Below are 20,665 nucleotides of genomic sequence, written 5' to 3' on the forward strand. Positions count from 1 at the left end.
GTATCTTTATGATCACCTAAAGGTGTTACCTATGTCCTGATACAGGTGTTACCCATGTCTCTGTTCTATACAGCGACGCAAGAAAGGTATGTAGCTGTCGGGCTACCCCCGACCGGCAATCTTAAATGGCGTGTAAACGTATTTGAAAACAGATACGTAAAACACTACGAATTTGAAATTAATATACCTAACCGTAAACAACGAACGTCGCTAGATTCTTGCCAAAAGCACGCAGGAATGACGTCATTATGTGTGCCGTAAATTTAAAAGCTGGCGGCTTCTGTTAAGCGCGTATCACTTCAACTCAAACGCCTTCTTATCCCCCTTAAACCACCCCGCCAAGCCCGCAATAAACTCCTGCGCCCCATTTCTCTCTGCAGTCTTCAAACCATGACTGGCCCCCGAAAATTCCACGAACTGAAAATCCTTTTCAGGATGCTTCAAAAAATAGTCCCGCAAGGCATGCCCTGATTCTATAGGCACACTCTCATCTTTCTCCCCCATCGCCGCCACCATGGGTATATCCAGGCTTGCATATACGCTCAAAGGATCGGTAAACAAACGACCAGACCAGTAGGCATAGGGATGGCCAAAAAATTCTTTCCTGAGGCTCTTGCCATCTTTTTTGATGTCAGCATAGACATGCAAAAAATAGTCGTGTGAAAATGGCTTGGCATAAGGCTCAACACCACGGTCGGCAAAGATCAAAAATTCTTCACTTTGTTTCAAGCCGCCACTGCCTGCTGTTACCAGCCAGCCTATCTTCTTGCTATCTCTGGCAAGGTAAGGAGCGACGGCACCGCCTTCAGAAAAACCCAGCACAGCAATCGAACGCACTGGCATTTTTTTCAGTTCAGGCTCTTGTTCAATGAACTTCAAATGGTCAGACAAGCGCTGATCAAATTTGTCTTCTGCCTGAAATTCTTTGCTGCACTTGCTGCCATCGGCATTTTTTATGACACCAGGTTTTTCCAGATAATAGACATTGGCAGCGGCAGGATAGCGTTCAAAAAACAGGGGCAAGCGTGTAGCAAAATCATCGCAACCTGAGCCACTGACCAGCAATATGGTTTGACCAGGATTGGTCACAGCAACATCAGATAAATGATAGTAGCGTCTTTGCTTGCCATCGATTTTTATTATATGTTCTTGCAACACTGGCGCTGCCACGCAAGCAGCACTAAACAGTGTAGCCAACACCAGGACTGTATGGCGGATTTGTGAAGAAATGGTATTCATAGGATTGCTAAACAGTGGTAAATGTAAAACACGGACAAGCATAAATCAGCATGGAAAAATATCACGATTCAAGCAAGAATTGATGCGCGAAAACAAAAAATGGAGAGCAAGCCCCCCATTTTTTTACTGCGTTTGCCACCATGTTTCTGGCAATAATCAGTGCTGTGCTCCACCACCCAGATAAGCCGCCTTCACTGCTGGATCATTCTGCAAACTGGCTGCAGGACCATGCACAGATATCCTGCCGTTTTCCAGCACGTAGCCATAGTCAGCCACGGCTAAAGCAGCCGCGGCAAACTGCTCCACCAACAGCATGGTCGTGCCCTGCTCTTTGAGGCGCACGATGATGCGAAAGACTTCATCGACCAATATCGGTGCCAGGCCCATGGATGGTTCATCCAGCAAGACCACGTCAGGGTTGAGCATGACTGCCCTCGCCATGGCCAGCATTTGCTGCTCGCCACCAGACAGGGTGCCCGCCAACTGATTCTTGCGTTCTTTCAAGCGTGGGAACAATTCCATGGCTTTTTGCAGATCACTTTCTATGTCACCACGCGGGCGGCTGCGGGTGAAGCGCGGGAAGGCACCGAGCAAAAGATTATCGGTCACCGACATGGTGGCAAACACGCGCCGCCCTTCTGGCGAATGTGCCAGCCCTGCCCTGGCGATCTTGTGTGAATCGAGGCCGGTGACATCTTTACCGGCCAGTGTCACCGTACCTTCTTTGGGTTTCAACATGCCGGATATGGCGCGCATGGTGGTGGTTTTGCCAGCACCGTTGGAACCTATCAGTGTCACGACTTTACCCTTGGGCACTTCCATGGAAATACCATGCAAGACTTCGACCTTGCCATAGGCTGCATGCAGATTTGAAATGCTTAACATTACTCTCTCCTCAGGCTGCAGTAATTTCGACGGTTTCAGCGACACTGCCACCGAGATAGGCTTCGATCACTTTAGGGTCGGCCTGTACTGCTGCCGGTTTGCCTTCTGCAATTTTCTGGCCAAAATCCAGCACAGTCACGGTATCGCAAATCGACATGACTACATCCATATGATGTTCAATGAGGATGATGGTAATGCCGTGTTCACGTATCTTGCGGATGATGGCGATCAGGTCCTTGATGTCGGGCGCAGTCAGGCCAGCAGCAGGTTCATCGAGCAACAGTAGTTGCGGATTGAGGCCCAGTGCGCGACCAATTTCGAGCAGGCGTTGTTTGCCGTAGGGCAGATTGCGTGCCTCTTCATTCGCCAGGTCCGCCAGGCCGACGAATTGCAGGATGCTGGCAGCACGTGCTCTTGCCAGTCGCTCTTCGCGCAGATAGCGTGGCGTATGCAGCATGGCATCGCCCACGTTACTGCGGAAGGTATTGTGCAAGCCCACCAGGATGTTTTCTGTCGCCGTCATTTCGCCAAACAATTGCACGTTCTGAAAAGTACGCGCCACACCACCCAAGGCAATTGCAGATGGCGTGCTGCCTGAAATGACTTTGCCGCCAAACTCCACCACGCCATCGGTAGGCTGGTAGATGCCGGTCAGCACATTCATCATGGTGCTTTTGCCGGAACCGTTAGGGCCTATCAAGCCATGCACTGTGCCTTTGTTGATTTGCAAATCAACCTGGTTCAGGGCTTTCAGGCCACCGAATTGCATCAGCAATTTCCGGCCTGACAGCAAAACGCCAACCCGGGTATCGCTGGCGTTGACGATGGCATTACCTGCATTGCTCTCGGCACTTTCAGCTTTGACGATGAGATGCTGTTGTCCCTTGCCCAGCAAGCTATTGACGAAACCAACGATACCATCCTGCAGGTAATACACGACGAACAAGGTCATCAAACCAAAAATGGTCAGACGCCAGTCGGTAATGTTTTCCAGCTTGTAAGAGAACAAGGCCATGGCCACAGTCGCACCGACAGGGACAATGAGTTCCCTGACTGTTTTACGTTGTTTGGCGATGGCTGCTCCACCAGCGATCACGGCAATTACTGCAGCGACTGTAGCGATCTTGCGGAACAGTTCTATATCAGCCAGCAGCGATGGCAACATCACGACTATCAATGCCCCCAGCAGTGACCCGGTACGGGTTTTGCGCCCGCCCATGATGACGGCCAGCAGGAACATAATAGTCAGTTCAAAGTTGTAGGTATTCGGCGAAATATATTCTTCCGAATACGCATACAGGCTGCCAGCCAGACCAGCCAGTGCTGCACTGATGACGAAGGCAATGACTTTGTACTTGTAGACTGAAACACCCATGCAGTCAGACGCAATCGGGCTGTCACGCAAAGCCTGGAAGGCACGGCCATAGTGAGAGCGCAAGATGCGGTGAACCACAATCAATGACAGCACCAGCATGATGGCAACCAGATAAAAGAAACCAACCTCACCCAGCTTTTGTCCAAAGATCACAGGCTTGGTGAGTTTGATACCCATCGGCCCTTCAGTCAGGAAACTCATTTCATTGATGAGGATCTGGATGATGGTGCCAAAGGCCAGTGTCACCATGGCCAGGTAAGGCCCGGTCACGCGCAGTGCGGGCAAGGCCAGCAAGGCACCGAATACGGCAGTGACGGCGATACTGCAGGGGATGGCAACAAACACCGACATGCCCAGCTTGAACACCAGCACGCCCGTTGTGTACGAGCCTATGCCAAACAAACCGGCGTGACCAAGTGACACCTGGCCAGTGTAACCAACCACGATGTCCAGGCCAAACAGCAGGATGGCGTAGATCAGTATGGTCTCAGCCAGATGCAGGTAATAAGGGTTATGCATCACCACAGGTGTCAGCGCCAAAACGCCTAGGCCGAGGATGGAAAGAGCGAGAGTCTGCTTATTCATTATTTCGCCTCACACTTTCTTGATGGCAGCTTTGCCAAACAAACCAGCAGGTTTGACGGCCAGCACCAGCAACAACAGGACCAGGCCTGGTACTTCCTTGTAGCCGGTGGAGATGTAGAAGCCGGTCAGGGTTTCAGCAATGCCCAAAATCAGGCCGCCGACGATGGCGCCTACGCCAGAAGTCAGGCCACCGATAATCGCCACGGCAAAGGCTTTTAAACCCAGTGCCGAGCCCATCGTCGCCCCTGTCAACGTCAGTGGTGCCACCAGTACGCCTGCGAAGGCTGCAGTGGCCGAGGACAGCGCATACGAGAAGGTGATGACCATGCTGGTATTGATACCCATCAGGCCAGCTGCATCCCTGTCATTCGATGTTGCGACTACGGCTTTGCCATAGATAGATTTGCGGTTGAAAAATTCCACCGCCAGCATCATCGCCAATGCACCGATGACGACCACGACCTGCATGGCTTGCACGTTGGCACCAAACACCTGAAAAGGTGCGGCAGACAAGGGGGACGGGAAAGTCAGGTCATCCTTGCCCCAGATATTTTCTGCGACATTCTTGAAAATGATGGCGAGTGCAATGGTGGACATGATCCAGCCAAATTCTGATTTGATCTTAATGGCCGGGCGCACGCCTATCCATTCCACGACCATGCCTTGCAGGCCGCCAAAGATCAGGACTATCGGTATCATCAGCCAATAGTTCATATACGGGCCACCATGCACGTTGCCGACCACGCTGAGGCCAACCAATGCTCCCAGCATCAGGGCTTCACCCTGACCAAAGTTCAGGGTGCCTGAAGTCGCAAATGTCAGTTGATAGCCAAATGCGATGACAGCATAAATCATCCCCAGGGCGATGCCGCTGAAGACGAGCTGAAGTAAAATTTCCATGTTGTTCACCCAAGGAGTGCAGTCTGTCATGACTATCCACATACACTGGATAGCCTTGCAGCTGTCTATCTGAATAACAGCCCAGCCACGGCAAGCAGGTGCGAGTGGCTGGGCTAAGAGCGAATACTAAGTACCGAAGTCTTATTTGCCCTGAACGATATGGCCGCCTTTGGCTTCACCCATGACAGGCATGCCAGGCTTGATGGCTTCATGATCATCATGCGTGAAAGGCTTGTTGTAAGTGGTGATGACACCTTCCACTTTTTCATTCAGGTTTTCCAGCGCTTCACGTACTTTGACGCCATCTGTGCTTCCGGCCTGTTTGATGGCCGCGGCCAGCAAATAGATGGAATCATATCCCTGCGCTGCAGAAACAGCAGAAGGCATGCGTTCGAGCTTATAGGCTTTTTGATAGGCTTCGATGAAGGCTTTGCGTTTTGGGGTATTCGGATCTTGAATGAAAGTTTGCGGCATCATGGCACCATCACCATTTTTACCCGCATTGTCGAGGAAGTTGCCCATGGACAAAGTCCAGCTGCCTATCATGGGTACTTTCCAGCCCAGTTTTTCCATACCATTGGCGATCTGTGCCAGCTCAGGGCCTATGCCATAGGTCAGGATGGCTTGTGCACCACCCTGTTTGGCTTTCAGGAGCTGGGCTGTCATGTCGACATCCTTGATATTGAATTTCTCGACCGCGACAGGCTTGATGCCTTTTGCACCCAGGGCTTTTTCCAGGTCTTCACGACCGAGCTGGCCGTAGTTGGTGGAATCTGCCAGGATGGCGACTTTGGTAAACTTGTTCTTGACCACCGCTTCTTCGACGATCATGGCAGACTGTATGGTGTCGTTGGCTGCCGTACGGAAGATGTAATTATCCTTGTGTTCAGGCGCCACAAATTGTTTGGTCACCACACTGCCTGTCGCCACATTGTTCAGGACAGGGATCTTGGCTTCCTGGTAAAAACGTTGCGATGCCAGCGCCACACCAGTATTGATATAACCGACAGTGGCTGCGACTTTTTCCTTGTTGATGAGTTCTTGCGCTACCTGCACGCCGCGTTCATTCTTTGCTTCATCATCACGTTCGACCAATTGCAACTGCCTGCCCAGTACGCCACCTTTGGCATTGATTTCACTGACAGCGAGTTTAACGCCATCACGCATGGAAACGCCCATAGGGGCGGAACCGCCTGTGAAAGGACCTGCGACACCAATCTTGATAGGTTCTGCTGCATTGCTGGCCGCTGCCAGGCCCAGAACGATGGATGCAACTAGGGTTTTGACTTTGTATGACATCTTTGTCTCCTGTTTTTTTATAAGAGTACTTCAAAAAATTAAATTCATGAATTACCCCGCTAAATTAACAGGAAATGGAAAAAATCTCAGCCTCCGTTCTACTTAAGTAATACTACGCAAAAGTGAAGGGCAAGCAGCAATCTGGCAGGTATATGCGGGGAACGGGCCCTTGTCTGGCAAGGCATTTGATAGAGACCAGGGTTTTTTACAGACAAAACCACACGTAAAATTATGACAGAGAGAAACTCTTTCGACGATGCGATGAAAGAATTTCATCGATACTGGTTTGGATTTATGAATTTTTGACAGAACTGCTGCAAAAAAACAGCAGGTCCTTTATAAGCCCAGGACTCCCCGGTAAATTTCTATTCGGCCTGCTACCACAGACAAGGCAACGCCTTGCCTGCACCTGGCATTTTATTTTAGCAAACTAAAGACTTTGCTGATGGCCTTGCTACCAGCGCCCAAAGGGTCCTGGCGTATGGATTTTTCTTCTTCGGCTATCATCAAAAACAAGGCATCCATGGCTTTTTGGGTGACATAGCCTTCGACTGTGGCTTCTTGCTGGGACACTGCACCAAATTTTTGTGCCTGGCTCATGATGCCATTGTATTTGGCTGACAGACCAGCCTTGTCGGTCACGCCTTTGACCATGGGCAGAAATTTCGCACTGAGAGGAGCGGACGTTTTTTCCTTGAAGAAATCTGTAACTGAAGTCTCGCCACCCGTCAGAATATTCTTGGCATCGGTCAGGGTCATGGACTTGACAGCATTCACCAGCAGTGGCTTGGCCATGGGTACGGCAGCTTCTGCGGCGCGGTTCATGGAAACCACCAATTCATCAAGTTGCTGACCCTTGCCTGTCATTTGCAAAATTGGGCGAGCTTTTTCCAGTATCGATGGCAGCTGGATTTTGACCTTATCATTATTCAGGAAGCCGCCATCAACACCAAGCTTGCTGACTGCAGCGGCAGAACCTTTATCGAGAGCTGCTTTCAAACCTGTGCTGGCATCCTGATTGCTGAGATCAGAGAAAGAAACTGCATGGGCAGTGGTGGCTGCTGTGGCGACCACGAACAGGCTGCTGGCAAGCAACAGGCGGGCAAATGAAGTTGAAATGGATGACATGGCTTTCTCCTGATAAAGAGTTGATATTCTATACAAAGCCTGCTGTATTTCCCGCCTTTGAAAGTACAAATTATGTAAATCCGATAATGCCTGGCATCGTTTATCGGCACACAGGAGATGCTGGGAAACCAATTCAGTCGCCGCAACTAGACTTCATCCACCATGTACAGACGTCTGTGCTCGCGCATGGCAAAGCGGTCCGTCATGCCAGCGATATAGTCAGCAATTTTTCTGACTTGCACTTGCTGCTGCTCTGCGCTGTCCAGTTTCCGAACCTGATAATCCGTAGGAAGTAAATTTGGTTCAGTATGCAGGGCATCAAATAATTCAGTGATGGTGCGCCTGGCTTTGAAGGTCATGCGGTTGACTTGATAATGGCGATACAGGTTTTCAAACAAAAACTGCTTCAATTCCTGTGCTTCACGGTAGATGCCGTCCGAAAAAGCGATCATTCTTTCCATATTGCGCACCTCATCGACTGAAGCAGGCTGGCAATCTTTGATCTTCTGCGCTGAAGTCTCAATCAGATCGACGATGAGGGTATTGATCATGCGGCGTATGGTTTCGGCGATACCCCGGCGGCCACTAATGCCTGGGTAAGCAGCGTCAACAATGGCGCGATGACGTCCGTAAATATCCAGGTCCAGCAATTGGGATTCCAGCAGCAGGCCGGAACGCAGACCATCATCGATATCGTGATTATTGTAGGCAATGGAATCTGCCAGATTGGTGACTTGCGCTTCCAGCGTAGGGTGCTGTTTATCAATGAAGCGCTGTCCTACGTCGCCCAGTAGACGGGCATTCGTGATGGAGCAATGCTTGAGTATGCCTTCGCGTGTTTCGTAGGTCAGGTTAAGACCATCAAAAGCACCATAACGTTCTTCCAGCTCATCGACCACACGCAGGCTTTGCAGATTATGTTCAAAGCCGCCAAAGGGCTTCATACAGGCATTCAACGCATCCTGGCCAGCATGGCCAAAAGGAGTGTGGCCAAGATCATGTGCCAGGGATATCGCTTCCACCAGATCTTCATTGAGACGCAAATTACGCGCAATCGAGCGACCTATCTGGGCCACTTCCAGGCTATGCGTAAGACGGTTGCGAAACAGGTCACCTTCATGATTGACGAAGACCTGGGTCTTGTATTCGAGTCGGCGAAAAGCCGTGCTATGGATGATACGGTCACGGTCACGCTGATATTCGCTACGTGAGGATGACGGCTCTTCCGTGTGACGCCGCCCTCGCGAGCTGGCAGATTGTGCAGCATAGGGAGCGAGGTGGGCGTCAGTAAACATATTTTTAATTGCTGATACAGCTACGCAGGGTCTGTAACAAAATCTCTTTGGGTACTGTCATGATATGTGCCTGTCCCAGTGGTTTCAACAAGATGAATTTGATTTTACCACCTTCGTTTTTCTTGTCGACTTCCATGAGTTCCAGCCAGCGTTCTTCACCTAGATCAGGTGCTACACTGGGCAAGCCAGCTGCTTCTACGACTTGTTTGATGCGAGTCTTGGTGACATAGTCGATCATTCCAAGGCGACAAGACAAATCAGCCGCCATGACCATGCCACAGCCTACCGCCTCACCATGCAGCCATTTGCCATAGCCCAGACCGGATTCTATGGCGTGGCCAAAGGTATGCCCGAAATTCAGGATGGCGCGCAAACCACCTTCACGTTCATCCTGGCGCACGATGTCAGCCTTGATTTCACAAGAGCGCAAAATCGCATGCGTCAATGCCTTGGGATCTTTGGCGCGCAAAGCCGCCATATTGGCCTCTATCCAGTCAAAGAACACCGTATCAATGATGGCGCCATGCTTGATAACTTCTGCCAAGCCGGCTGAGAGTTCATTGTCGGGCAAGCTTTGCAGACTGCCTATATCGGCAATCACAGCCTCGGGCTGGTAAAACGCCCCTATCATGTTCTTGCCCAGAGGATGATTGATACCGGTCTTGCCCCCCACCGATGAATCAACTTGTGACAACAGGGTCGTCGGAATTTGTACAAAAGGAATGCCGCGCATATACGCAGAGGCGGCAAAGCCTGTCATATCACCGATGACGCCACCACCAAGAGCAAGCAAAGTCGTCTTTCTATCGCATTTATGTTCCAGCAGGGCGTCAAAGATCAGCATCAGGCTGGCCCAGTTTTTTTGTTCTTCGCCATCGGGCAAGACCACGGACAGTACTTCCTTGCCAGCAGTACGCAAGGCGGTTTCCAAGGTTGCCAGATACAAGGGAGCCACTACAGTGTTAGTGATGATGACAGTCTTCTTGCCTTTGATTTTGGACTGCAGAAACTGGCCATCGGATAACAGCGAAGTACCTATGGTGATGGGGTAGCTGCGCTCACCGAGGTCCACATTCAAGACCGTGTTTGTGCTGGCGGAACTTTGCTCTGACATATTTATTTTGCTATGACTAAGTAGGGCCTCAGGAATATCGAGTAATTTTTCCTGAGCTAATTTATCCAGTACGGATTGCACCAAAAATTGCACATTGGGCCTGCCAGTCTCTATGCTGACGTGGGCAACTTCCTGGTAGAGGGGGGCGCGCTGGGATTCCAGCTCTTCGAGTTTTTTGCGCGGATCTGTCGTGCGCAAAAGAGGGCGATTCTTGTCGTGGCGGGTACGCTGCAAAATGCTTTGTATACCTGCACGCAAATAAATGACAATGCCGCGTTCATGCAAATACTTCCTGCTCTCTGCATTCAACACGGCACCACCACCTGTGGCCAGGACTATATTTTCTTGCCCAGTCAGGTCACGGATCACATCCGCCTCCCGCTGGCGAAAACTAGCCTCGCCTTCAATCTCAAAAATCACGGGAATCGAAACCCCAGTACGGGCCTCAATTTCGTGATCAGAATCAATGAAACGCTTATTGAGTTTTTTTGCCAGGGCCCGGCCAACCGTGGTTTTGCCGGAGCCCATCAGGCCTACGAGAAAAATATTCTTCAAAACTGTTTACCTGGCTTATGACTTTTGCTGAACTCCCCAGAGTTTGAGGCTCTGGGGAATATAACTGGTTCGAAGCAAATAAACAGCTATTGTGTAGAAATTTTCCGCTTCAGGCAAACCTGTCCAAACTATTAACAGCCAGCAGCACCATTCGTGTCACGTACCGTCATCACACTGGTTGTGGATGTATTAACTACATCTTTGACTGTAATCGTTACCGGTGTATTAGCAGCGACACAGCGTGTACCTTGAGTACCCAGGCTGACAGTCACGGTACGTCCAGTGAAAGTCAAAGGATTAGCTGGGTCAATGTTAGCCCCCACTACCGACGATAACAAAGTGTTGTTCGTGAATACCTGGAACGGCGGGTTACCACCGGAGATGGACAAGGATATAGACGAATTATTTGTCTCATCAATAGTCCATGTTGTTGGTGTCAGGAACATGCCCGGTCCGCCAGCAGCGACAGCAATGGCAACCGTAATAACCTTACCTTTAGCATCTGTAACAACAATAGTTGCCGTACCTATAGTAGACATGAAAGCCGAAACTACACCAGGTGCATTCAGAACAGAACCACCTGTAATACTTGCAACACTATTGTTGCTGGACACCGCATTATAAGGCGCACTGCCACCGTCTATGCGAATGTAAATCGTGTCGCCAGGAACAGCTGAAACGGTCGTAGGAGCTACGGACAAATCTGAATTTGTTCCAGAAATCACATTGACAGTAATGCTGATTGGTGTACCAACGCTATCCACGAGTCGAATTGTTGCCGTACCTGGACCAACCGCAGTCACAGTCATTGCATTACCAACTACGACTACCGTCACTACTTTTACATCACTGCTGGTTGCCGCATAAGGAGCAGTACCACCACCGATGCTATAAACAGGAGCAGAGCCAGGAGCCAAATTAATGGTGGAAGGTGCAGTTGTATACAAACCAACGGCTGCGCCAGAACCTACGTTAACGGCAATAGTGACTGGTATACCAGCAGAATCTTTCACAACAACGCTGGCATTACCGGTAGCAACACCAGTGATCGTGAAAGTATTATCTGCATTCAGGTTGACTGATGCAATTGTCGTATTGCTGCTAGCAATAGAATAAGGTCCTGAACCACCACCGATTTGGTAGCTAGGGCTGGAACCTACGGCAATAGTAACTGCTGCTGGTGCTGTCGTGAAGACAGCATTCGCGGCACCCGATCCCAGAGTGACGGTAAGTGGAATAGTTGTACCTGCACTGTCGCGCAAAATGACATTTGCCTGACCAGAAATAATACCTTTCAAAGTCAAGGTATTGCCAGAGATGGACGCAGTCGCGACCGCAGTATTACTACTTGTCGCCGTGTATGGTGCAACACCACCACCAACCACATAGGTTCCTGTGCCACTGGCAGTCAAAGTAATCGCGGATGGTGCCGTAGTGTAGAACTTTACAGCAGAACCCACCGTTAAATTGATAGTGACTGTTTTACCCAGAGTATCTTTGACAGTGACTGTGGTAACACCAGCAGCGACACCATTAACTGTGAATTTATTATCATTAATACCTACGGTTGCAACCTGAGTGTTACCACTTGCCACGGTATAGATTTGACTACCGCCACCAATGGTGAAGGTTGGACTAGAGGAACCCACACCAACGGACAAATCCGCTGGCGCTGAAGTAAATAAATCTGCTCCTGACCCTACTGTAACGGTAATAGTCACCAAACCAGTAGATGCGTCGCGAATGATAACGGTTGATTTGCCTACACTTAAACCAGTAATAGTCAATTTTGAGCCTGAGATGGAGGCAGAAGCAACTGCAACGCTACTGCTACCAACGGTATATGGTCCTTTACCACCGCCTATATTATAGGTAGCAGCCGCGTTAACACCGACGTTGATATCTGAATTGGCGGTAGTAAACAACGCATCAACAGAACCTACTGTTACTGAAATTAGCACTACACCGCCTATCGTATCACGTACAGTGATTTGAGCAGTCCCCCCCAGCACACCGACGATCACAAAACGATTACCTGAATAGACTACATCTGCAATCGCAGAATTGCTGGTTGATACGTTATAAATCAAACTGCCACCACCTATTGTATATTCAGCTGATTGTCCACCAACTCCAACTACGACAGTTCCAGGCGCAGAAGTAAATAAGTCAATTCCAGAACCAACTGTAACAGCTATGCTAACGAGTCCACCAGATGCATCTCTCACCGTTACTGTTGCAGTACCGCCGCCGCCGCCCGTAATCGTCAAGGTTTTGTCGACTACGGTGACTATTGCGGCACCAGTGCTACTAGTTGCAGAATAATTGGGCACACCACCACCTATGCTGAAGGTCTGAGTTACACCAGGGGCAATCGTTATTTTTTCAGCGGCAGATGTGAATAACTTGGTGCCACCACTGGTATTGCCAGGAGAGCCACCGCCACCGCCACATGCCGTAAGGCCCATCAGTAAAATCAGTGCGAATAAACCGCGTATAAACTTCATCATGAAACACCTATATTTTTTAACAAATTCAGAAAATCGGCTTGCATAAGATGGCGCGCATAACAAGCACCTCTTATTGCTTTGAACTAAATTTCTCAGCGATAATTTTGGGAGTAATAAAAATCAATAATTCAGTCTTGTCATTGGTACGTCCTGTAGATTTAAACAAATTACCAAACAGTGGCAGGTCACCAAAGAACGGTACTTTTGTTACATTGTCACGTTCTGTTTGTTGGAAAATCCCGCCAAGAACAACTGTGCCGCCATTTTCAACCAAGACTATGGTTTTTACTTCTTTAGTATCAATTGCAAAACCAGCGCGCGTTTCCTGTCCCACGCTATCTTTATGCACATCCACATCCAGAATAACATTACCATCCGGCGTAATCTGAGGAGTTACTTCCAACCTTAAAGACGCTTTACGGAAAATAATAGATGTTGCACCACTGGATGTAGCTACTTGATATGGTAATTCTGTACCTTGCTCTATCGATGCCTTCAACTGATCTGCAGTCACGACCCTGGGGCTAGAAACGATTTTACCTTTGCCATCCGCTTCCAGAGCAGACAACTCCAGATTCAGGAATCGGTTCGCCGCAGAAGAAAACAAACTCACTGCCAGGCTACCTGCATTTAAACCATTAATACCTGCTGCTGGCAAATTCACAAATTGTGTATTTGGCACAAAACTGCCATCAGTAAGCTTTGCAACGCCAAGCTGTTCACCAACACCAAGATAATTACCTGTCAATGCTACGCGTTGATTACCGGCTACCTGATAACCAACATTTCCACCATTGAGACCACGAGTATCAATAAAACCAAGTTTGGCGCCAAGATTTTTACTGAATTTATCATCGGCTTCCACTATTCGCGCCTCTATCAAAACCTGTCTGGACGGGATATCAGTTTTAGCAATTAATTTGCGAACCTCTTCCAATTTGGAAGCAATATCAGTTATGAATAATTGATTGGTACGCGGCTCGATCACAGCACTACCACGCTTGGACAGAATGCGGTTAGTCGCACTACCTTCAATGCCAAAAACCAGTTTAAAGGACTCAGCCTTTTGATAATTGAGTTGAAATGATTCAGTTTTTAAAGATTCGAGTTCCGCAATCTGGGATTTTTGTTCAAGCTCCAGCTTTTCCTTCGTTAACAGCTCTTCTTTTGGAGCAACCCATATCACAGAACCATTTTTTCGCATATCAAGGCCCTTGGATTGCATGATAATATCCAAAGCCTGGTCCCAAGGCACATCTTTCAATCTGAGAGTGATCGTACCATTGACAGTATCACTCGCAATAATATTTAAACTGCTGACCTCCGCAATAATTTGTAAAATCGCGCGGACCTCAATATTCTGGAAATTAAAGGAAAGACGTTCACCACGATAACCCTGGGTGCCCTGGGTTAGTTTGTTTGGATCTTCCTTGATGGGCTTGACCTCAATAACAAATTGTGTGTCACTTTGATAGGCACTATGCTCCCACAAACCGGTGGGTTCAATCACCATGCGAACATTTTCACCGGAAGGTGAAGTGGTAATGAGTTGAACAGGTGAACCATAGTCAGCAACATCAAGCCGGCTACGTAATTTTTCTGGCAAGCCAACCTTGAGGAAATCAACAATGATCTTTTGCCCCTGCTGGCGAATATCAACCGCAACTTGCTCTAACGGCAGATCAATAACTACCCGCCCTTCACCAGCGCTGCCGCGACGGAAATCAATATCTCTCAAGAAACGCTTCCCGACTACAACTGGCTGTACATTAGTTGGCAAGCCTTGAGAATTGACGGCAGTTGCAACGCCACCCGAAGCATCAATAGTCACAATCAGTGAGTTACCATCAATGACCGTGGCGTAGTTGAGGGATTTACTCAAATTGAATATCAGACGTGAGCGACCTGTGGCCTCTATCAAATTGATAGCGCGCAAATCACCCATATTCATTTCAAAAGACGTTTTCCCAGTATTGTTGCTGACATCAGCAAAATCGATGGCGATCCTAGCAGGGTTTGCAATAGCAAATCCTACAGGCAGCTTCTGCAAAGGCTGCTTCATGGTGATTTTGACTATAATATTGGCACCTTGCTGATTTGCCGTCAAAGACTCAATGGAATTTGTTTGTGCAAATGCAGCACCACAAAAATTGAGTAAAGCAAATAAAATAAATTTAACCACTTTGGCGCCCCTTTTACTTGTATTTATCAACGCATTCATTTCTTTGCCTCCTGCAACTCTAACTTGGCTTCACGCTCAGTCCAATCACCAGCAGCATCTTGAACAGTTTCCTTGATGCCGATTTCATTCTCGGAAATTTTGATGATCATCCCCAGGTTTTGTCCTATGTAAGCGCCCAACTTGACCTGATAAACCGTTTTATCAACCTGAACCAGACCGTAAACCATTTTGTTTTTTTCTATCGTACCAACCATTTTCAGACTATCCATAGGATAGGATTCTAAGGCTTCCCTGGGCCGTTCCAGGTCAGGTGCCTTGATACCATTACCAGAAGCAGCTTTCAAGCGAGCCAGAACCACCAGCAACTTGGCTGGATCAAATGGTTCTATGTCCCCCTTACCCCCATAAGAAAATGGCGTGTACACTTTTGGCGGACTCAATTTTGGAATGACCGCCTTTGCCTGTTTTTGCTCTGCAGCCATCCAGGCCTTTAACTCGGTCTCTTCTGAATCTCCGCAGGCAGATAAAGATAGCACCAACATTACGTAAATGATTGGCCTAACGAGGACTTTCATCATTTCTTAGGCTCCTTTTTCTTTTTATCAGCCTGATCCTGAACTTCATCCCTGTTCAGGTAACGAAAAGTTTTCGCAGTCACATCTAATGACAGCCCCCCCTCTTTCAATGCAATGATGTTGAGATTATTTAAGGTAACAATCCTCGGCAATTTTGCTATATCAGCCACAAATTGCCCCAAATCATGATAACTACCCTGAATCTTGATGGCGATAGGCAACTCGGCATAATAATCTTTGACGGCAGGTGATCCTGGTTTAAAGGAGTCAAATTGCAATCCACGGCCAGTACCCGCCTGATTGATATCAGCCAGCAAAGCAGCCATTTCAGCCTGGCTTGGCAATTGCTTCTCCATAGTGGCAACATATTGCTGGACCAACTTACGCTGATCTTTAAGTCCATCGAGGTTAATAGCTTGTTGTAACTTAGCCTTGTATTCATCTCTAAGCTTGATTTCTTCTGCCTTACCCACGTCAATGGATTGCATCTGCCCATCCCATTGAAAAAACCACCCCAATCCCACAACAACCACAAAAATACCTATTGCAGACGCCATACGCGGTGCAATTGGCCAAAGACCAGGATGAAGCCCGTTCAGGTCCCGAAATTGGCCACTGATAGACTCACCAATTTCATTCAGATTAATCGCCATTTACAATCTTCCGTTGTATTGCATATTATTACGCGCTAAGGCGCACCAGATTTCTTAACTGCCTCACCAGCTTGTGAGGCTATATCTTCTTTTTCACGAGGGCGTCGAATACTCACATTCACCTGAAAATCAGAAACTTTTTTAGCATCCTTGTTAGCGCCCAGAACGGCAGAACTAATGCCATCGAGGTCAGGCTTGTACATCCAGTCGGATTTAGTGCCAAGATTTCTGATAAATTCGGCAACCCTATCCTGAGATTGTGCATAACCGGTCAAAACTATTTTCTGTCCTTCTTGCTTCAACGTACGCAAATACACACCTTCGGGTGTTAATTTAACCAGCTCACCAAGCAGGTATACGGGTTGATTTCTGTCTCCCTGCAAATCTTCTACCGCCTGTTGACGCGCTTTCAAGCCATCAATTTCCTGCCTAAGCGTGGCAATTTCCTTGATACGCTCATCGAGTTTGACTATTTCGTTTTTAATGAAAGTATTCTTATCAGTTTGCGTACTCAGCTCCCGCGAGAAATAGGCACTAACGACGACGACGATGAGCGCGCCAGCAATAGCAGACAAGAGCAAGAGCCCATAAAAGTCGCTTTTTAACTGCTTGCGCTTTTCTTCCCTGTGCGGCAGAAGATTAATCTTGATCATTAGCCAAATCTCCGTAACGCCAGACCACAGGCAACCATGAATGCCGGAGCATCATTGCGCAAAGCTTTTTCATTAACGCCCGAGCCTAATTCCATACCTTTGAAGGGACTGATTACCGCAGTGGAAATCTTGGTACGTTCAGCAATGATGTCAACCAGTCCGGGGATGACTGCACAACCGCCGGACAGATAAATCTGATCAACCCGTGTATACGGGGTGGACGTAAAAAAGAATTGTATTGCACGGGTCACTTCCAGGGCTGCACTTTCCAGGAAGGGTTCCAGCAATTCCATTTCATAGGTGTCAGGCAAGTCGCCGTTTTTCTTTTTCTGTTCAGCTTCTTCTGCTGACATACCATAATTCCTGACGATGTCCTGCGTCAGTTGAGCACCGCCAAATTGTTGTTCGCGCTCATAAATCACTTCACCATTCAATATGATAAAGATATAAGTACGCTTGGAACCTATCTGGAAAACTGCGTAGATCTGGTCCTTGCCGCCATTGGCTTGCTGATCAATCAGACGTGAAACGGCAGCACGCGCAGCATAGGATTCAATATCCATGACTTTGGCTTGCAAACCCGCTGCCTGTATGGTGGCTACGCGATCTTCAATTTTTTCTTTTCTAGACGCAGCAAGCATCACTTCTATATCTTCTTCCGCATTGGCCGCCGGCCCCAGCACACAGAAATCCAGGCTAACTTCATCCATGGAGAAAGGTATGTACTGGCTAGCCTCAGACTCGACTTGCACTTCCAGTGCCTGTTCGGTCAGAGTTCCGGCGAGTATGATTTTTTTAGTAATGACGGCAGATGCCGGCATTGCCATTGCCACGTTCTTTGCCGAGGTTCCGCTTTTCTTGACGAGTTTGCGGATTGCCTCGGTCACTTGTTCAATATTCTCGATATTGCCATCCAGTACCGCGCCTTTCGGCAGTGGTTCTGAGGCATAGCGCTCAAGTCGATATGACTTGTTGCTTCCTTCCGAAAGTTCAACAAGCTTGATATCGAGAGAACTGATATCCAGACCAAATAGTGGCGGATTTTTTCTGCCGAGCAACGAAGCCAGATCTAAAGCCAAGAATATCCCCTCACGATTACATCATCATTTCAATTTACACAAAATTACATGTGCGAATCATTCTGTTGCTAAAAATAAATTGTCTTTAAAAACCGCTATTTACGAGACAATTATCCAAGCTTACATGAAATCCTAGCAATAAGACTGGCATTGGTAAAGCAATTTCCACGCAGCACTACCCCTATGCGTTGCCAAATATCCACGTACATGAAGAATATTCTGAAAATTTGCTTACAAATCCGTCTATCTGCTGGCCGTCTCATGCCCACCGAAGGCGGCTATAATGTCCGCTGCCTTATTTACAATTAGCCGCTATGTCAGAACAAAATAAAGAGCCCGACAATCATCCAGAGCCACAAAAACGCTCCACAGGAAAGCTTTTGGCCCGCATTGTACTCGGAACTATGGGTGTTTTATTCGGATTAGTTGTAGCAGGAGTATTAATTGTGGGTTTTGCGCTCACCATGGCCTATCCCAACCTGCCAGAACTGGACTTGATTACGAGCTATCGGCCCAAGATGCCATTACGGGTTTTTTCAGCAGATAACATGCTGATCGGCGAATTCGGTGAAGAAAGACGGAATGTCGTGCGCTTCAAGGACATCCCCGAAATCATGAAAAAAGCCGTTCTGGCAATCGAAGATGACCGCTTCTATGAGCATGGTGGCGTAGATTACCTGGGCATCACCCGGGCCACTCTGCACAATCTGACAGGCGGCGCTAAACAGGGCGCATCGACCATTACCCAGCAAGTCGCCAGGAATTTTTTCCTGTCCAGTGAGCAAACTTTCAAACGCAAAATCTATGAAATCCTGCTGGCCTGGAAAATAGAACAGAATTTGAGCAAGGACCAGATCCTGGAAATCTATATGAACCAGATTTATCTGGGGCAGCGCGCTTACGGTTTCTCCTCGGCGGGACAGATTTATTTTGGCAAGGACTTGAAAGACCTGACCATTGCCGAGGCAGCCATGCTGGCTGGCTTGCCAAAAGCACCTTCTGCCTATAATCCGGTTGCCAATCCAAAACGTGCGACTGTCAGGCAGCAATATATTTTGCAAAGGATGCGCAATCTTGGTTACATCACTGAGGCGCAATATGAACAAGCAAAGAATGAAGAACTGGTCACCAAAACCGATAGCGGTCAATTTGGCATTCATGCCGAATATGTTGCAGAAATGGCGCGTCAACTGGTGTATGACCAGTTCAAGGAAGAAACCTATACCCGTGGCCTGAATGTGTATACCACCATCACCAAGGCTGACCAGGACACCGCCTACCTGGCCTTACGCCGCGGCGTCATGGATTATGAGAAGCGCCATGGTTATCGTGGACCAGAAGCCATCATCGCCATACCGGATGGCAAGGAAGCTGCTGAAGATGCCATAGAAAAAGAATTGGCCGAGCACTCGGATAGCGATGACTTACAGGTGGCCATGGTACTGGAAGCGACACCCAAGCTGGTGCGTGCAGTCTTGTCTTCTGGCGAAGAAATCCGTATTGAAGACACTGGCCTGACGTTTGCTGCCAGCGGCCTGTCTGCAAAAACACCTGCCAACAAGCGCATACAGCGCGGCGCAGTGATACGCGTGGTACTGGAAGGCAAGAGCTGGAGTATCACCCAGATGCCTGAGGTGCAATCAGCCTTTGTTGCAGCCAATACCACGGATGGTGCCATTCGTGCCCTGGTCGGTGGTTTTGATTACAACCTGAATAAATTCAATCACGTTACCCAGGCCTGGCGTCAACCCGGCTCCAGCTTCAAGCCCTTTATTTATTCTGCCTCGCTGGAAAAAGGCTTATCCCCTTCCACCATCATCAATGATGAACCAATCAGTTTTGATGCTGGCCAGACTGGCGGCCAGTCCTGGGAGCCAAAGAATTATGATGGCAAGTATGAAGGCCCGATGACCATGCGCCGCGGCCTGACCAAGTCCAAGAACATGATTTCCATACGCATCCTGCATAAGATAGGTGCCAAATATGGCCAGGAATATACCAATCGCTTTGGCTTCCTCCCTGAGAAAAATCCACCTTACCTGACCCTGGCCCTGGGTGCAGGTGCTGTCACGCCACTGCAAATGGCCGGTGCCTATGCAGTATTTGCAAATGGCGGCTACAAAGTGAACCCTTATCTGATATCCAAGATCACCGACAGCAATGGCCAGGTACTGGTGCAAACCAAACCCGACATGGCCGGTGATGAAGTCAACCGCGTCATCGATGAACGTAATGCCTTCATGATGGATAGCATGATGCGCGATGTCGTCAAAATGGGTACGGCGACCAAGGCCTTGATCCTGAAACGTCCGGATATCGCCGGCAAGACGGGCACCACCAATGATTCCTTTGATGCCTGGTTTGCCGGCTATCAATCCAAGGTCGTCGGCATTGCCTGGATAGGTTTTGATCAACCAAAAAACCTGGGTAACAAGGAAACCGGTGGCGGCCTGGCCCTGCCTATCTGGATCACTTACATGCAAAAGGTCCTCAAGGATTTCCCTATAGAAGAAAGGCCAGTGCCCAAAGGTATACTGGCGATAGATGGCGATTATTATTATGCAGAGAATCCACCGGGTATAGGTGTAGGTAGCCTGGCACCACCACCACCACCGGTGAATGTCATCGAGGAATAGCC

At 48.5% G+C, this 20,665-nt stretch carries 15 protein-coding genes; 1 reads left to right on the forward strand and 14 read right to left on the reverse strand.

Annotation, left to right across the window (positions count from 1 at the left end; translation table 11 throughout):
• Positions 1-294: 294 nt before the first annotated feature.
• The 14 genes from ACO0LC_RS26950 to ACO0LC_RS27015 form a co-directional block, all read right to left on the reverse strand.
• Positions 295-1,239: an alpha/beta hydrolase family protein gene (locus ACO0LC_RS26950; protein ID WP_423009004.1), complete on the reverse strand. Its 945-nt coding sequence runs from the start codon at positions 1,237-1,239 to the stop codon at positions 295-297.
• Between the two features lie 156 nt (positions 1,240-1,395).
• Positions 1,396-2,124 (reverse strand): ABC transporter ATP-binding protein, encoded by a 729-nt coding sequence (locus ACO0LC_RS26955; RefSeq protein WP_423009006.1) that lies wholly within the window; start codon positions 2,122-2,124, stop codon positions 1,396-1,398.
• Positions 2,125-2,134: 10 nt separating this feature from the next.
• On the reverse strand, positions 2,135-4,084 hold the full coding sequence (locus ACO0LC_RS26960) for an ABC transporter permease subunit (RefSeq protein WP_423009008.1): 1,950 nt from the start codon (positions 4,082-4,084) through the stop codon (positions 2,135-2,137).
• A gap of 9 nt (positions 4,085-4,093) precedes the next feature.
• Positions 4,094-4,984, reverse strand: coding sequence for a branched-chain amino acid ABC transporter permease (locus ACO0LC_RS26965; RefSeq protein WP_110256242.1), 891 nt, complete (start codon positions 4,982-4,984; stop codon positions 4,094-4,096).
• Positions 4,985-5,125: 141 nt separating this feature from the next.
• Entirely contained in the window at positions 5,126-6,283 is a 1,158-nt protein-coding gene (locus ACO0LC_RS26970; protein ID WP_423009010.1) for an ABC transporter substrate-binding protein, read from the reverse strand.
• 417 nt (positions 6,284-6,700) lie between these two features.
• The gene (locus ACO0LC_RS26975) at positions 6,701-7,411 is read right to left on the reverse strand and encodes a DUF4197 domain-containing protein (RefSeq protein WP_423009012.1); all 711 of its coding nucleotides are present in this window, start codon (positions 7,409-7,411) and stop codon (positions 6,701-6,703) included.
• A gap of 146 nt (positions 7,412-7,557) precedes the next feature.
• Positions 7,558-8,706 (reverse strand): deoxyguanosinetriphosphate triphosphohydrolase, encoded by a 1,149-nt coding sequence (locus ACO0LC_RS26980; RefSeq protein WP_423009014.1) that lies wholly within the window; start codon positions 8,704-8,706, stop codon positions 7,558-7,560.
• 4 nt (positions 8,707-8,710) lie between these two features.
• On the reverse strand, positions 8,711-10,348 hold the full coding sequence (gene aroKB / locus ACO0LC_RS26985; RefSeq protein WP_423009078.1) for a bifunctional shikimate kinase/3-dehydroquinate synthase AroKB: 1,638 nt from the start codon (positions 10,346-10,348) through the stop codon (positions 8,711-8,713).
• 158 nt (positions 10,349-10,506) lie between these two features.
• Positions 10,507-12,885, reverse strand: a complete 2,379-nt coding sequence (locus tag ACO0LC_RS26990) for a beta strand repeat-containing protein (protein WP_423009016.1) — start codon at positions 12,883-12,885, stop codon at positions 10,507-10,509.
• A gap of 70 nt (positions 12,886-12,955) precedes the next feature.
• Positions 12,956-15,106, reverse strand: a complete 2,151-nt coding sequence (gene pilQ / locus ACO0LC_RS26995; RefSeq protein WP_423009018.1) for a type IV pilus secretin PilQ — start codon at positions 15,104-15,106, stop codon at positions 12,956-12,958.
• Positions 15,103-15,645, reverse strand: coding sequence for a pilus assembly protein PilP (locus ACO0LC_RS27000; RefSeq protein WP_423009020.1), 543 nt, complete (start codon positions 15,643-15,645; stop codon positions 15,103-15,105). The genes pilQ and ACO0LC_RS27000 overlap by 4 nt, the downstream gene beginning before the upstream one ends.
• Complete coding sequence (locus ACO0LC_RS27005; protein WP_423009022.1) at positions 15,642-16,295, reverse strand: type 4a pilus biogenesis protein PilO; 654 nt, start codon at positions 16,293-16,295, stop codon at positions 15,642-15,644. Before ACO0LC_RS27005 ends, ACO0LC_RS27000 begins: the two co-directional genes overlap by 4 nt.
• Before the next feature lie 35 nt (positions 16,296-16,330).
• Positions 16,331-16,948 (reverse strand): PilN domain-containing protein, encoded by a 618-nt coding sequence (locus ACO0LC_RS27010; protein ID WP_423009024.1) that lies wholly within the window; start codon positions 16,946-16,948, stop codon positions 16,331-16,333.
• Positions 16,948-18,027: a pilus assembly protein PilM gene (locus ACO0LC_RS27015; protein ID WP_423009026.1), complete on the reverse strand. Its 1,080-nt coding sequence runs from the start codon at positions 18,025-18,027 to the stop codon at positions 16,948-16,950. Before ACO0LC_RS27015 ends, ACO0LC_RS27010 begins: the two co-directional genes overlap by 1 nt.
• A 404-nt stretch (positions 18,028-18,431) precedes the next feature.
• Here ACO0LC_RS27015 and ACO0LC_RS27020 point away from each other — a divergent pair, with 404 nt between their 5' ends.
• Complete coding sequence (locus ACO0LC_RS27020; protein ID WP_423009080.1) at positions 18,432-20,663, forward strand: penicillin-binding protein 1A; 2,232 nt, start codon at positions 18,432-18,434, stop codon at positions 20,661-20,663.
• Positions 20,664-20,665: the final 2 nt, after the last annotated feature.

This window comes from Undibacterium sp. JH2W, assembly GCF_049340425.1.
GTDB lineage: Bacteria > Pseudomonadota > Gammaproteobacteria > Burkholderiales > Burkholderiaceae_D > Undibacterium.

Bases quoted from the DNA above. Each gene is read 5' to 3' on its own strand.
- ACO0LC_RS26990 (WP_423009016.1), bottom strand. From the start codon at position 12,885: ATGATGAAGTTTATACGCGGTTTATTCGCACTGATTTTACTGATGGGC.
- ACO0LC_RS27005 (WP_423009022.1), bottom strand. From the start codon at position 16,295: ATGGCGATTAATCTGAATGAAATTGGTGAGTCTATCAGTGGCCAATTT.
- ACO0LC_RS26950 (WP_423009004.1), bottom strand. From the start codon at position 1,239: ATGAATACCATTTCTTCACAAATCCGCCATACAGTCCTGGTGTTGGCT.
- pilQ (WP_423009018.1), bottom strand. From the start codon at position 15,106: ATGAATGCGTTGATAAATACAAGTAAAAGGGGCGCCAAAGTGGTTAAA.
- ACO0LC_RS27020 (WP_423009080.1), top strand. From the start codon at position 18,432: ATGGGTGTTTTATTCGGATTAGTTGTAGCAGGAGTATTAATTGTGGGT.
- aroKB (WP_423009078.1), bottom strand. From the start codon at position 10,348: ATGGGCTCCGGCAAAACCACGGTTGGCCGGGCCCTGGCAAAAAAACTC.
- ACO0LC_RS26955 (WP_423009006.1), bottom strand. From the start codon at position 2,124: ATGTTAAGCATTTCAAATCTGCATGCAGCCTATGGCAAGGTCGAAGTC.
- ACO0LC_RS26975 (WP_423009012.1), bottom strand. From the start codon at position 7,411: ATGTCATCCATTTCAACTTCATTTGCCCGCCTGTTGCTTGCCAGCAGC.
- ACO0LC_RS26970 (WP_423009010.1), bottom strand. From the start codon at position 6,283: ATGTCATACAAAGTCAAAACCCTAGTTGCATCCATCGTTCTGGGCCTG.
- ACO0LC_RS27000 (WP_423009020.1), bottom strand. From the start codon at position 15,645: ATGATGAAAGTCCTCGTTAGGCCAATCATTTACGTAATGTTGGTGCTA.
- ACO0LC_RS26965 (WP_110256242.1), bottom strand. From the start codon at position 4,984: ATGGAAATTTTACTTCAGCTCGTCTTCAGCGGCATCGCCCTGGGGATG.
- ACO0LC_RS26980 (WP_423009014.1), bottom strand. From the start codon at position 8,706: ATGTTTACTGACGCCCACCTCGCTCCCTATGCTGCACAATCTGCCAGC.
- ACO0LC_RS26960 (WP_423009008.1), bottom strand. From the start codon at position 4,084: ATGAATAAGCAGACTCTCGCTCTTTCCATCCTCGGCCTAGGCGTTTTG.
- ACO0LC_RS27010 (WP_423009024.1), bottom strand. From the start codon at position 16,948: ATGATCAAGATTAATCTTCTGCCGCACAGGGAAGAAAAGCGCAAGCAG.